The following is a 13,194-nucleotide window of genomic DNA, read 5'->3' as shown; positions in this document are numbered from 1 at the left end:
TGACGGCGGCTCGGGTTCCTGTGCGACACTGCGCCAATGCCATCGCGTACACAGAAAGCCCTGGCCAAGGTGCCGGGGCCGCTGCGCCCGTTCCTGGTGCAGCACCGCAGCCTGGTGAAGTTCCTCGTGGTGGGTGGAACCTGCTTCCTGCTGACCATGGTGATCAACTACGGGCTCAAGTACACCGTCTGCCAGAACAAGCCGGTGGTCGCGCTGACCATCGGCACCGCCGCCGCGACGGTGGTCTCCTACCTGTGGAACCGGGCCTGGTCCTTCCGCTCGGAGGGGAGCCACAAGGAGGCCATCCCGTTCATCCTGGTCAGCGCGATCGCAGTCGGCGTGAACGACCTGCCGCTGCTGGTCAGCCGGTACGTCTTCAACCTGCGCGAGCCGAGCGTGAGCCACTTCACCCAGGAGGCGGCCGACTTCCTCAGCGGCATCATCCTGGGCACCCTGGTCGCGATGGCGTTCCGCTACTGGGCGATGAAGAAGTTCGTCTTCACCACCACCCGCTACACCGAGGCCGAGGACAAGCGGACCGAGCCGCCCGCGCGGGTCGGCTGACCGACCGCCGCTCAGGCGGCGACGGACGGCGGGGTGGCTGCCATCGGACGGCCGCCCCGCGGGCGCAGGATCACCGCGGCCATGGTGACCGCCAGGCCCACCGCGGTCCAGGCCGAGAGCACCAGCAGCGGCTGGAGCAGGTTGCCGGCGCCGAAGTAGGCGATCGAGCGGGTGGCGTCGGTGCCCGCGCCGTTCGGCAGCCAGGCGCCGAAGGCCCGCCAGAACGGCGGCATCAGCGGGGTCGGGTAGACCCCGCCCGCGCTGGGGTTGCCCAGCACCACGAAGACCAGCACCGCCAGGCCGATGCCGACCACGTCGAAGAGGCACTCCATGGCCATGGTGACGGTGCCCACCGCGAAGACCACCAGGCTGCCGACCCACCAGAGACCGGCGATGCTGCCGGGCAGCGCGCCCAGGATCGGACCGACGATCAGCGCGCCGCCGAGGCCGGCGCCGATCGAGTAGAGCGCCAGCACCCCGGTGCGGATCACCGCCCGGTTGAGGTTGGCGGGCCGCGAGCCGGCGCTGATCCCGAGGATCGAGGCGACCAGGTAGCCGCCCACGCACCAGCCGATCACCAGGTAGAACGAGGACAGCCCCTTGGCGTCCCCGGTGGCCAGCGGCACCACGTCGCGGACCTGCACGGTGCGGCTCTGGGTCTGCTCCAGCGAGGTGACGATGGACTCGGCGGCCACCGCGGCGGCCGGCCCGCGGGCGTTGGCGACCAGCAGCACGTCCTGGGAGGACGACGGGTCGAAGACCAGCGCCGCGTAGATCTTCTGGTCCTTGATCCGGGACTCCGCGTCCGCCGCGCTCGCCACCGCGACCGGCTTGACCGCCTCGTTCGGCACCTGGGCGAGCGCGCCCAGCAGCTTGGGCTGTACCTGCGCCGGCGCGGCGACGCCGATCGAGAGCCGGTGCGGGGCCGGGTGGTGCAGTGCGCCGACATAGGAGAGGACGAAGCCGAGCTGCAGCAGCAGGGTGGCGAAGACCAGCAGGGCGGCCCGTCCGGAGACCGCGTCCTTCAGTTCGGCGACGAATCCTGGCATCGAGCGACCCTCCGGAAGGCAGAGCGGGGTGAAACGGGATTAACCGGACACTTCATAGCATGAATGGGCTGCTCGGCCGCTCTCCCGCGCCGTCCGGCCGTCCGGTGGTGCTGGTGGATACTGATCGCGCGTCGGGCCCCGGCGCGGTCGGCCGATCGGGACGGTGAGGGTGGACGGGCAGCTGACGGTGCGGCAGGAGGCCGAGTTCCGGGCGGTGGAGCGCGAGGTGGCGGTGATGTTCCGCCGCGGCCGGGCGCGCTCGGCCGAGATGTCCCGGCTGGTCCACCCGCAGCTGGAGGGCATGGCCTACTCGCTGCTGGCCCACCTCGCCGAGGCCGGGCAGGTCCGGGTGACCGACGTGGGCAGCCACTTCGGCGTGGGCAAGGCCACCATCAGCCGGCAGATCAAGGCGCTGGAGGAGCTGCGGCTGGTCTCCCGGGAGCCGGACCCGCTGGACGGCCGGGCCTCGCTGGTCTCGCTGACCGAGGACGGCGCGCGGCGCTACGGCCGGGCGCACGAGGCGCGGCTGGCCTCGTTCCGGGAGATGCTGGGCGGCTGGGAGCCGGGCGACCTCAGCCGGTTCGCCGAACTGCTGGCGCGGTTCAACGAGTCGGTGGCCGAGGTGCCGCCGGTGGAGCTGGCCGACCCCGAGGGCTGAGGCGGGATCGAGAAGAAGGTTGCCCGGGTCAACTATTATCCATATAGTTGCCTAAGGCAACGAATCTCACCGTCGAACCTTCGAAGGACCGGCCCATGACATCCGCAGCAGCGGCGCACCGCCCCCCGCACGGCGGCGCGCCGGACGACGCCCGACCGATGAGCCACCGGGAGGTCCTGGAGGCCCTCTCCGGCCTGCTGATCGGCCTCTTCGTGGCGGTCCTCTCCTCGACGATCGTCTCCAACGCGCTGCCGACCATCCTCAACGACCTGCACGGCGGCGAGTCCGCCTACACCTGGGTGATCACCGCGGCGCTGCTCTCGCTGACCGCCTCCACGCCGATCTGGGGCAAGCTCTCCGACCTGGTGAGCAAGAAGCTGCTGGTGCAGATCGCGCTGGTGATGTACATCGTCTCCTCGGCGCTGGCCGGCCTCTCGCAGAACCCGGGCGAGCTGATCGCCTGCCGGGTGCTGCAGGGCATCGGTGCCGGCGGCGTGGTGGCGCTCGGTCAGATCTGCCTGGCGGCGATGGTCCCGCCGCGCGAGCGCGGCCGGTACAGCGGCTACTTCGGCGCCGTCTTCGCGCTGGCCACGATCGGCGGCCCGCTGATCGGCGGGGTGATCGTGGACACCTCCTGGCTGGGCTGGCGCTGGTGCTTCTACGTGGGCATCCCGTTCTCGCTGATCGCCATCGCGGTGCTGCAGCGCACCCTGCACCTGCCGGTGGTCAAGCGGGCCGCGAAGATCGACTACCTCGGTGCGCTGCTGATCGCCGCCGCCGTCAGCCTGCTGATGATCTGGGTCTCGCTGGCCGGCAAGAACTACGCCTGGGGCTCCTGGCAGACCGCGGCGATGGTCGGCGGCGGGCTGCTGCTCGTGGTGCTCTTCGTGCTGACCGAGCGCCGGGCCGCCGAGCCGGTGATCCCGCTGAGCCTGTTCCGCTTCCGCACCGTCAGCCTGGCCGCGGTGGCCAGCGCGCTGGTCGGCATCGGGATGTACGGCACCACCACCTTCCTCGGCCAGTACTTCCAGCTGGCCAAGGGCAAGACCCCGACCATGGCCGGTCTGCTGACCCTGCCGATGATCCTGGGCCTGGCCGTCTCCTCCGCGGTGGCCGGCCGGCTGATCACCCGCTACGGCAAGTGGAAGCGCTACCTGGTGGCCGGCACCTTCCTGCTCGCCCTGGGCCTGGCGCTGCTCGGCACCGCCCGGGCGGACACCGGCTACGGGCTGCTCTCGCTCTACATGGCGTTCACCGGCGTGGGCCTCGGCCTGACCTCGCAGAACCTGGTGCTCGCGGTGCAGAACACGGTGCCCGTCAAGGAACTGGGCACCGCCAGCTCGGCCGTCACCTTCTTCCGCACCATGGGCGGTGCGATGGGCGTCTCGGCGCTGGGCGCGCTGCTCGGCAACCGGGTCAGCCACTACCTGGCGGAGAACCTGGCGCACGCCCACCTGCCGGTGGCCGGCGGGGCGCTCCCCGGCGGCGAGCTGCCGGACCTGCACACCCTGCCCGCGCCGCTGGTGCCGCTGGTCACCGATGCCTTCGGGCACGGGGTCGGCACCGTCTTCCTGGTCGCCGCGCCGGCCGCCGCGCTGGCCTTCCTGGCGGTGCTGTTCATCCGCGAGGTGCCGCTGCGGGCCAAGGCCGCGCCGTCCGAACAGGCGCAGCAGGCGGCCGCCGCGCCCGCCGGCGAGCGGGTCTGACGGGCCGTCGCGGAACGCGGAAGGGCCGCGTGGTGGAAGCCTCCACCACGCGGCCCTTCCGCGTTCTCCGGGGTCAGCCCGCGATCAGGCTGATCCCGTAGCCGACCACCGCCGCGCAGGCGGCGAAGCAGAGCCCGGCGCCGGCCAGCGCCAGCGGGCCGCGGCCGCCGGCCGGGCCGCCGGCGGCCGTAGCGGCCTCCCGGCGGGCGAGCGCCAGGATGCCCAGCGCGAAGCAGGCGACCACGCCGACGGTGACCAGGAAGCTGACGGCGGCGGTGCTGCCCAGGGCGTTCCAGTTGATGTGCACGGCGGCCCTCCTCAGGCGGCGACGGTGGTGGTGGCGGCGGACGGCGCGGCCTGGCCGGCCGGCTGGGCCGGGCCGACCGCGACCGGGATGGTCTCGACCGGGGTGACCTCGTTGACGTTGTCCGCGGTGACCGGCTGGCGCCGGGAGAGCAGCCACATCGCCCCGGAGCCGGCCGCCAGCGCGGCGCCCACCAGCAGCACGCCCCAGGTGCCGCGGTCGGCGACGAAGGCGGCGGCGCCGGAGACCAGCGCGGCGGCGGGCAGGGTCAGGCCCCAGGTGTAGACCATCCGGCGGGCCATCGCCCAGTGCACCTTGCCCTGCGGGCCGCCCAGGCCGGCGCCCATGATGCCGCCGGAGACCACCTGGGTGGTGGAGAGGCCGTAGCCCATGTGCGAGGAGGTGAGGATCACCGCGGTGGTGGCGCTCTCGGCGGCGAAGCCCTGCGGCGGGCGGACCTCGGTCAGGCCCTTGCCCATGCTGCGGATGATCCGCCAGCCGCCCATGTAGGTGCCGAGCGCGATCGCGGCGCCGGCCGCAGCGATCACCCAGGTGGGGGGCAGCGAGTGCTTGGGCAGCGCGCCGACCGAGACCAGGGTGAGGGTGATGATGCCCATGGTCTTCTGGGCGTCGTTGGTGCCGTGGGCGAGCGAGACCAGCGAGGCCGAGACGGTCTGGCCGCGGCGGAAGGCCTTCTCGGTGGTCTTCTCGCCCGCGCTGCGGGTGATCAGGTAGGCGGCCTTGGTGGCGCCCCAGGCGGCCAGGCCGGCCACCAGCGGGGAGGCCACGGCCGGGATCAGGATCTTGGTGACCACGGTGCTGAAGTTCACCGCGTGCAGGCCCGCACCGACCACGGTCGCGCCGATCAGGCCGCCGTAGAGCGCGTGCGAGGAGCTGGACGGCAGGCCGCGCAGCCAGGTGAGCAGGTTCCAGAGGATGGCACCGGCGAGCGCGGCGAAGATCACCGAGGGGTGCAGGCCGGCCTTCTCGTTCACGATGCCGCCGGAGATGGTGCCGGCCACCTTCACCGACAGGAAGGCCCCGGCGAAGTTGAGCACCGCCGAGATGGCGACGGCGACCTTGGGCCGCAGGGCGCCGGTGGCGATGGAGGTGGCCATCGCGTTGGCGGTGTCGTGGAAGCCGTTGGTGAAGTCGAAGGCGAGCGCCGTGACGATCACCACCGCCACCAGGAACGTGATGTGTTCCATGAACCAAACAATCGTCGTAGGTGTCGAGCTGACGTGGTCTGACGGGTCCTGCTGTCGTCAGCGGCGACGGTAGGGACGACGAGTGAACAAAAGGTTAACTGCGCCAGGAATCGGAGGGCTGTCCATGTCCGATATCTTGCCTGAGGGCATACAGACGATGACGTAGGCCCAGGTGGGCGGGGCGGATGTCGCGAAGAGTACGATTCGCCTGCATTTGCTGAGATCTGCGTCACGTGAAGCGCAGCTGAGAATTCATCAGCTCTTCGGTTGCGGCCTGCCGCCTCCGGTCACCCGCATGGCAGGATCGGGCGGGGGCCCGCAGCCGGCGGCCTCCCAGGGGAGGGGGGCCGATGCGGGCCGTGACTCGTGACCAGCTGACCGGAACCAGGCCGTGGCGCCGCGCCGCGCTGCGCTGCGGGGCGGTGCTCGCCGTCGCGGCGCTGTCGCTGCCCGCCGCCGCGGGGGCGGCCTGGGCCGATCCGTCACCGGCGCCGGCCCCCTCGCCCAGTGCCGGCGCCCCGGCCAACCCGGCCGACCCGCTGGCCGCCGCCGAGGCCACCCTGGGCCCGCTGCTGGACCGGATCCACCAGCTCTACCAGAACGCCGAGTCGGCCACCGAGCAGTACAACGCCACCGCCCAGCAGCTGGCCGACAAGCAGAACGCCGTCAACGCGGTCGACGCCAAGCTCGCCCAGCAGCAGCAACTGGTCGACACCGGCCTGGACGTGGCCGCCGAGCTGGCCGCCGACCAGTACCAGAACGGCAACCTCTCCGCCTACGGCCAGCTGCTGCTCACCAAGGACCCGTACCAGGCCGTGCACCTGGGCGAGCTGCTGGCCGCCGCCGGCCGCTCGCAGGCCGAGTTCGTCAACCAGCTGAAGACCGAGCAGAGCGCGCTCCAGCAGCTGAAGTCGCAGTCCTCCGTGGCGGTCGCCGACACCCAGGCGCTGCTCGGCCAGCAGGACAAGAACAAGACCGAGATCGCCCGCCAGCTGACCACCGTCGAGCAGCTGGTCTCCGGGCTGACCGGCGCCCAGCAGACCGAGCTGGCCCAGCTGGAGCAGAAGCAGGCCGACGACGGCCAGAAGGCGCTGCTCGCCTCCGGCGTGCTCGGCCAGGGCGAGCGGACCCCGTCCGCGGCCGGCCGCAAGGCGGTCGCCTTCGCGCTCGCCCAGCTCGGCAAGCCCTACCTCTGGGGCGGCACCGGCCCGGACGCCTTCGACTGCTCCGGCCTCACCTCGCAGGCCTGGCTGGCGGCCGGCGTGCAGATCCCGCGGACCAGCCAGGACCAGTGGGCCGGCCTGCAGCACATCCCGCTGAACCAGCTGCGCCCCGGCGACCTGGTGGTCTACTACGCCAACGCCGAGCACATCGCGATGTACATCGGCGGCGGCTTCGTGGTGCAGGCCCCGCACACCGGTGCGGTGATCCGGATCTCGCCGATCGGCATGGCGCCGATCCTGGGCGCGGTCCGGCCCGACCCGCAGGACGCGGCGGACGACGCGGGCGGCGCCTGGAAGGTGCCGGACGCGGTGAAGAACGCCGACACCATCACCCCGATCGCCCCGGACCTGGCGGCCCAGCCCGGCCTGCCGGCGGTGGCGCCGCTGCCGGCCGTCGGCCCGATCCTGCCGGTCGCCCCGCCCTCGCCGACCGCGGCCCCGCCGACCTCGGTGAGCCCGTCCGCGCCCGGGTCCTCCGAGCCGGCCAGCCCCTCGGCCGGCTCGCCCTCGGCGTCGGCGAGCGGTTCGCCGTCCGACTCGGCCAGCGCCCCGGCGAGCGGCAGCCCCAGCTCCTCCGGCAGCGCCTCGGCCACCGGCACCCCGCCGGCGAGCGGCACCCCGTCGAACTCCGCCAGCGCCTCGGCCGGCGGCTCGGCGAGCGGCTCGGCCAGCAGCTCGGCCTCGGGCAGCGGCACGCCCTCCGGCAGCGGCACGCCCACGGCCACCGCCTCCGGCAGCACGCCTACGGCGACCGCCGCGAGCACGGCGGCCACCGGCTGACGCCCGGCCGGGGCGGTCAGACCGCCCCGGAGTCGGCCTCGAAGCGCACCACCACGGCCTTGGAGGTCGGGGTGTTGCTGATGTCGGCGGTGGAGTCCAGCGGCACCAGCACGTTGGTCTCCGGGTAGTAGGCGGCCGCCCCGCCGCGCGCCACCGGGTAGTGCACCACCCGGAAGTGCGGGGCGCGCCGCTCCACGCCGTCCGTCCACTCGCTCACCAGGTCCACGTAGCCGCCCTCGGGCAGGCCCAGCTCGGCCGCGTCGGCCGGGTTGACCAGCACCACCCGGCGGCCGCCGGTGATGCCCCGGTAGCGGTCGTCCAGGCCGTAGACCGTGGTGTTGTACTGGTCGTGCGAGCGCAGGGTCTGCAGCAGCAGGCGGCCGGCCGGCACCTCGGGGGCGGTCAGCGGGTTGACGGTGAAGTTGGCCCGGCCGGTCGCGGTCGGGAAGGTGCGGCTGTCCCGCGGGCCGTGCGGCAGCGCGAAGCCGCCCGGCACCCGGACCTTGGCGTTGAAGTCCGCGAAGCCCGGCACCACCCGGGCGATCCGGTCCCGGACCAGGTCGTAGTCGGCGGCGAACTCCTCCCAGGGCAGCGGGTCCTGCGGCCCGAGCACGGCCCGGGCCAGCCGGCAGACGATCGCCGTCTCGGAGAGCAGCCCGGGCGCCGGCGGGCGCAGCCGGCCCTGCGAGGAGTGCACCATGCCCATCGAGTCCTCGACGGTGACGAACTGGTCGCCGCGCTCGGTGCGGTCCCGGTCGGTGCGGCCCAGGGTGGGCAGGATCAGCGCCCGGGCGCCGGTGACCAGGTGCGAGCGGTTCAGCTTGGTGGAGACGTGCACGGTCAGCGCGCAGCGGCGCATCGCCGCCTCGGTCACCAGGGTGTCCGGGGTGGCCGCGACGAAGTTGCCGCCCATCGCGAAGAACACCTTGACCCGGCCGTCCCGCATCGCCCGGATGGTGTCCACCGAGTCCAGCCCGTGGTGGCGCGGCGGCTCGAAGCCGAACTCCTTGCCCAGCGCGTCCAGGAAGGCCGGGGCGGGCCGCTCGAAGATGCCCATGGTGCGGTCGCCCTGCACGTTGCTGTGCCCGCGCACCGGGCAGACGCCGGCCCCCGGCCTGCCCACGTTGCCGCGCAGCAGCAGGAAGTTGACCACCTCGCGGATGGTCGGCACGGCGTGCTTGTGCTGGGTCAGGCCCATCGCCCAGCAGACGATCACCTTGCGCGAGCGCAGCACCAGCTCGGCCAGCTGCTCGATCTGTTCCCAGGGCAGGCCGGTGGCGGCCAGCACCTCCTGGCGGTCGGTCAGTTCGGCCTCGGCGGCGAACTCCTCGAAGCCGTGGCAGTGCTCGGCGACGAACGCCCGGTCCACCCCGCCCTCGGCGCGCAGGATCAGCTGGTTGAGGGCGCGGAACAGCGCCAGGTCGCCGCCGAGCCGGATCTGCAGGAAGAGGTCGGTCAGCTTGGTGCCGTGGCCGACCAGGCCGCGGGCGTTCTGCGGGTTCTTGAACCGCTCCAGCCCGGCCTCCGGCAGCGGGTTGACGCTGACCACGGTGGCGCCGGCCCGCTTGGCCCGCTCCAGGGCGGAGAGCATCCGGGGGTGGTTGGTGCCCGGGTTCTGGCCGGCCACGATGATCAGGTCGGCCTGGTAGAGGTCCTTGAGGCTGACGCTGCCCTTGCCCACGCCCAGGGTCTCCACCAGCGCCGAGCCGGAGGACTCGTGGCACATGTTGGAGCAGTCCGGCAGGTTGTTGGTGCCGAGCCGGCGGGCGAAGAGCTGGTAGGCGAAGGCGGCCTCGTTGCTGGTCCGGCCCGAGGTGTAGAAGGCGGCGGCGTCCGGCGAGTCCAGGGCCGCGATCTCCTCGGCGATGATCTCGAAGGCGCGCTCCCAGGCCACCGGCGTGTAGTGGGTGGCGCCCGCCTCCAGCAGCATCGGCTCGGTCAGCCGGCCCTGCTGGCCGAGCCAGTAGCCGGAGCGCTCGGCCAGCTCGGCCACCGGGTGGGCGGCGAAGAACTCGGCGGTGATCCGCCGCTCGGTCGCCTCCTCGGCCACCGCCTTGGCACCGTTCTCGCAGAACTCGGCGGTGTGCGGCTTGTCCGGCTCGGGCCAGGCGCAGCCGGGGCAGTCGAAGCCGCCGTGCTGGTTCACCCTGCGCAGGGTGGCCACCGCGCGGCCGGTGCCCATCTGCTCCCGGGCCATCCGCAGGCTGTGCCCGACGGCCGGCAGGCCGGCCGCCGCGTGCTGGGGCGCGCCCACCTCGGGGGCGTCCTGCGCCGGGTCGGTCAGGGGGGCCTGCTTGGCCATGGCTCGTTCCTCCGCTCGTCAGGGCCGCGCCGTCGTCAGCCCCCCCTCCATCCTTCCACTCGCCCTGCCGAGCAGGGCAGCGGTCCGCAGCAGGGTGCGGGCGGCGGCGTCGTTCTGGCGGAAGGCCGGGGAGTTGGTGCGCGGGCGGGCGAAGGCGGCGTGGGTGCGGCCGTTGGTGTGCGGGCCGAGGGCCAGCCGGCGCGGGTGGCCGGCGCCGGCCAGGGAGGGGTCGAGCAGCCGGCCGTCGGCGATCTCGGTGAGCAGCAGCCCGGAGCGGTGGGTGTGCCCGGGGTCGGCGACCACGTCCTCGGCCAGCTCGCCGGCCCGCAGCAGCCGGGCCAGCACCGGGTCCTCGGTGCGCTCCAGGGCGTGCACCGGCAGGTAGGCCTCGATCAGCGCGGTGGCGGCCACCTGCCCGCCGGGCAGGCCGGGGCTCTCGGCGACGAACCGGCCGTCCGACTCCCGCAGGCGCACCCGCAGGTCGGCGCCGAGGAAGTGCACCACCCCGGCCTCGTGCAGGGCCAGCAGCTCGCGCAGCCGGAAGCCGGGCGGGCCGGAGGCGAGGAAGCTGAAGAAGCCGTGCCACCAGCCGTCCAGCTCCTGGCCGATCGAGCGGGCGGTCAGCCTGCCGGTCGCGGCCAGCCCGGGCAGCTGCCCGTAGAGCGAGAGCAGGGCCAGGAAGGCGCCCAGGTCGGCGCTGTGCCCGGGGTCGGACCGGCGCTCGATGTCCGCCCGGACGTACTCCCGCAGGTGCGCCTGGAGTTCGGCGTCGGTGGCGAACTCCAGCCCGGCCAGCGGGCGGTCCAGCCGCTCGAAGTCCAGCCGGTCGGCCGGGTCGGGCACCGCGCGGGCGATCAGCGCGGCGGTCCGCTCCTCGTACCAGCCGTACCGGTCGTACTCCGCGAGGAACTCGGCCCAGGGCAGCGCGGTGCGCTCCGGGTGGGCGTGGAAGAGCTCGTGGTAGTAGCCGAAGCCGATCTCCCTGGCCATCAGCGGCCAGACGTCCCGGCGCAGCTCCAGCCGCCCCGGCCGGGCCGCCAGTTCGCGCACCGCCTCCGGGCCGAAGTAGCGGGGGAGCGGCGCGGGCGGGCCCTGCAGCCGGTAGCCGGTCTTGGCGTGGTACGGCACCCCGCGCCGGGAGCCCACGTGCAGCACCGGCTCCCGGCCGGACGGGTGGTAGGCCTTGGAGCCGTCCGGCCGGTCCTCGAACCGGCCGCCACGGCCCTCGGTGAGCAGCGCCATCAGGTCGACGAAGGCCAGGCCGAAGCCGCGCACCAGCACCTGCTCGCCGGGGGCGATCCCGGACAGGTCGGCCTCCGCGGTGAAGGCCGGCGGCAGGTGGAACCGGCCGTGCCGGGCGGCGAACTCGGCCACCGCCGCGTGCTCCGGGTCCGGGCCGGAGCCCAAGTGGCCCAGGGTCAGCACCACCTGGTCGACCGTCAGCACCTGGCCCGAGGCCAGGGTGACGGTCTGCGGCCCGTCCGCCGGGCCCTGGTTGGCCACCGATACCGCGGCCTCGCGGTGCACCAGCAGGGTGACCCGGTCGGGCAGTTCGGCCGCGGCGCGGCGCAGCACGAAGTCCAGGTAGGCGCTCTGCGCCCGCCGGGTGGCGAAGTCGGTGGGCGCCAGCGCGGCCAGTTCGGCGGCGGTGCCCGGGTCGGCGACCGGGCGGTAGGGCGGGTGGGCCGGCTGGTCGGCGGCCCAGTCGGCGAGCGAGGGGCCGGGGCGCACCGGGCCGGTCAGCACCGAGCGCTCGTCGGTGAACATGGTGACGTCCTCGGCCATCGAGTTCATCCGCAGCAGCGGCGACTGCCGGTGGCGCCAGATCCGGCCGCCGCCCGGCGGGTGCGGATCGATCAGGTGGATGGTCAACCGCTGGTCGGCGGGGAGCAGCTCGTCGGCGTTGGCGGCGATCCGCTCGAGCAGGCCGGTGCCGCGCGGGCCCGCTCCGACGATCGCGATCGCGCCGCTCACCGGGCGTCCACCCGGGTGCGCAGCGCGCCCAGCGCGGCCCTGGCCCGCTGCAGCGGGGTGGGCGGCAGGCCGGCCCGGCCCGCGCCGCGGGCGAAGTGCCGCTCCAGGTAGTACTGGCCGACCGAGAGCAGGGTGGTCAGCGCGAGGTACCAGAGCGTGGCGACCAGCAGCATCGGGATCACCTGGTAGGTCTGGTTGTAGACCAACTGCACCGAGTAGAGCAGGTCCTGGACCGCCAGCACGCTGACGATCGAGGTGGAGCGGAGCAGTCCGACCAGCATGTTCCCGGCGGTCGGCACGATCGAGCGCATCGCCTGCGGCAGCACGATCCGGCGCAGCACCCGCCAGCGGCCCAGGCCCAGCGACTCGGCGGCCTCCAACTGCCCCTGGTCCACCGAGAGCAGGCCGCCGCGCACCACCTCGGCGGCGAACGCGGCCTCCAGCAGGGTCAGTCCGATCACCGAGGTGAGCAGCGGGCCGAACAGGTCCACGGTGCGGACGCTGACGAACTCCGGGCCGAACGGGATGCCCAGGCCGAGGCGCGGGTAGAGCGCGCCGATGTTGAACCAGAGCAGCAGCTGGACCAGCGGCGGGATCGACCTGAACAGCCAGACGTAGCCCCAACTGAGGCTGCGCAGCAGCAGGTTGCCCCAGATCCTGGCGACCGCCAGCACGGTGCCGAGCAGGAAGCCGAGCACCATGGTGGCGGCGGTCAGCCAGAGCGTCAGGGTGAGCCCGCGCAGCACGGCGGCGGTGGTGAACCAGTCGCCGACCACGCCCCACTGGAAGCGCGGGTTGCGCACCACCGAACTCGCCACCAGGGCGAGCAGCAGCAGGGCGGCGGCGGTGGCGAGCCACTGGCCGGGGCGGCGGCGTCGGACGATCGGCAGGTCGGGGTCCGCGGGCCGGTCCTTGGGGGGACTGGCGGCGGTGAGGACTTCGGGCGAGGCGGCCATGGGGCGGACTCCTGTGCGGGCAGGGGGGACGGCGGACCTGCGGCCGGATCACGCACGGGCCGCGTCCCTCAACGCGGCGGCACTGCTCTCGCTCCGTCAACGATCGTAGGCAGCAAGGGGGGAGGGGTGTCAAGGGTGGACGGTGGTTGACGGATCCGCTCGTCCGCTGCTCAACTGGTCGGCATGAACGCCGGTCAGCACCTGGTCACCCGCGACCACATCGACTTCGGTCGGGTGTGGTCGGCGGCATGTCCGGGCTGATCCGGCAGCGGGCCGTCTGACCGGCCCTTCTCCCTTCTCGGAGACTCCTCCCTCGGTGCCCCGTCGCGGGCCGGGACCTGCTGTCGCCCCCTGCATGCGAGTCCGGCCGGCCGTGCGCCCGCCGGACCGCCGCCCTTCGCCGAACGCCGCCGTCCGCACGGCCGCCCCGCTCTGCTCCGCTCCCGCTCATCCGCTCTCACCAGTCCATT

The 13,194-nt window shown here is 73.6% G+C and carries 10 protein-coding genes; 4 read left to right on the top strand and 6 right to left on the bottom strand.

Annotated features, from left to right (window positions below; translation table 11 throughout):
* The first annotated feature begins 36 nt into the window (after nucleotides 1-36).
* Nucleotides 37-564 (top strand): GtrA family protein, encoded by a 528-nt coding sequence (locus tag ACFYNO_RS07885; protein WP_388007030.1) that lies wholly within the window; start codon nucleotides 37-39, stop codon nucleotides 562-564.
* 11 nt (nucleotides 565-575) lie between these two features.
* Here the strand turns inward: ACFYNO_RS07885 and ACFYNO_RS07880 are convergent, their stop codons facing one another.
* Complete coding sequence (locus tag ACFYNO_RS07880; protein WP_388007027.1) at nucleotides 576-1,613, bottom strand: DUF3533 domain-containing protein; 1,038 nt, start codon at nucleotides 1,611-1,613, stop codon at nucleotides 576-578.
* A 169-nt stretch (nucleotides 1,614-1,782) separates the two neighbouring features.
* Between ACFYNO_RS07880 and ACFYNO_RS07875 the strand changes: the two genes are divergently transcribed.
* Both ACFYNO_RS07875 and ACFYNO_RS07870 read left to right on the top strand, forming a co-directional pair.
* The gene (locus ACFYNO_RS07875; RefSeq protein ID WP_388007024.1) at nucleotides 1,783-2,271 is read left to right on the top strand and encodes a MarR family winged helix-turn-helix transcriptional regulator; all 489 of its coding nucleotides are present in this window, start codon (nucleotides 1,783-1,785) and stop codon (nucleotides 2,269-2,271) included.
* A 95-nt stretch (nucleotides 2,272-2,366) separates the two neighbouring features.
* The gene (locus ACFYNO_RS07870; RefSeq protein ID WP_388007021.1) at nucleotides 2,367-3,977 is read left to right on the top strand and encodes an MDR family MFS transporter; all 1,611 of its coding nucleotides are present in this window, start codon (nucleotides 2,367-2,369) and stop codon (nucleotides 3,975-3,977) included.
* 73 nt (nucleotides 3,978-4,050) lie between these two features.
* Here ACFYNO_RS07870 and ACFYNO_RS07865 read toward each other — a convergent pair whose 3' ends face one another.
* Together ACFYNO_RS07865 and ACFYNO_RS07860 are read right to left on the bottom strand one after the other, a co-directional pair.
* A complete protein-coding gene (locus ACFYNO_RS07865) occupies nucleotides 4,051-4,284 on the bottom strand; it encodes a hypothetical protein (RefSeq protein ID WP_388007018.1) in 234 nt (77 codons plus the stop codon).
* An 11-nt stretch (nucleotides 4,285-4,295) separates the two neighbouring features.
* Nucleotides 4,296-5,489 carry an anion permease gene (locus ACFYNO_RS07860; RefSeq protein WP_388007015.1) on the bottom strand — a complete coding sequence of 398 codons (1,194 nt, stop codon included), beginning with the start codon at nucleotides 5,487-5,489 and terminating at the stop codon, nucleotides 4,296-4,298.
* A gap of 359 nt (nucleotides 5,490-5,848) precedes the next feature.
* Here ACFYNO_RS07860 and ACFYNO_RS07855 point away from each other — a divergent pair, with 359 nt between their 5' ends.
* On the top strand, nucleotides 5,849-7,492 hold the full coding sequence (locus ACFYNO_RS07855) for an NlpC/P60 family protein (RefSeq protein WP_388007012.1): 1,644 nt from the start codon (nucleotides 5,849-5,851) through the stop codon (nucleotides 7,490-7,492).
* A gap of 16 nt (nucleotides 7,493-7,508) precedes the next feature.
* Here ACFYNO_RS07855 and ACFYNO_RS07850 read toward each other — a convergent pair whose 3' ends face one another.
* From ACFYNO_RS07850 to ACFYNO_RS07840, 3 genes are read right to left on the bottom strand one after another with little or no spacing between them, the layout of a single operon-like run.
* Nucleotides 7,509-9,794 (bottom strand): FdhF/YdeP family oxidoreductase, encoded by a 2,286-nt coding sequence (locus ACFYNO_RS07850; protein ID WP_388007009.1) that lies wholly within the window; start codon nucleotides 9,792-9,794, stop codon nucleotides 7,509-7,511.
* 18 nt (nucleotides 9,795-9,812) lie between these two features.
* Nucleotides 9,813-11,768, bottom strand: a complete 1,956-nt coding sequence (locus tag ACFYNO_RS07845) for an FAD/NAD(P)-binding protein (protein WP_388007006.1) — start codon at nucleotides 11,766-11,768, stop codon at nucleotides 9,813-9,815.
* Nucleotides 11,765-12,724, bottom strand: a complete 960-nt coding sequence (locus ACFYNO_RS07840) for an amino acid ABC transporter permease (RefSeq protein WP_388007003.1) — start codon at nucleotides 12,722-12,724, stop codon at nucleotides 11,765-11,767. Before ACFYNO_RS07840 ends, ACFYNO_RS07845 begins: the two co-directional genes overlap by 4 nt.
* Between the last annotated feature and the right edge of the window lie 470 nt (nucleotides 12,725-13,194).

This window comes from Kitasatospora sp. NPDC006697, from assembly GCF_042869935.1.
Taxonomy (GTDB): Bacteria; Actinomycetota; Actinomycetes; order Streptomycetales; family Streptomycetaceae; genus Kitasatospora.
The sequence above is the reverse complement of the archived record's forward strand: the minus strand, read 5'-3'. Positions and strand labels throughout refer to the sequence as shown.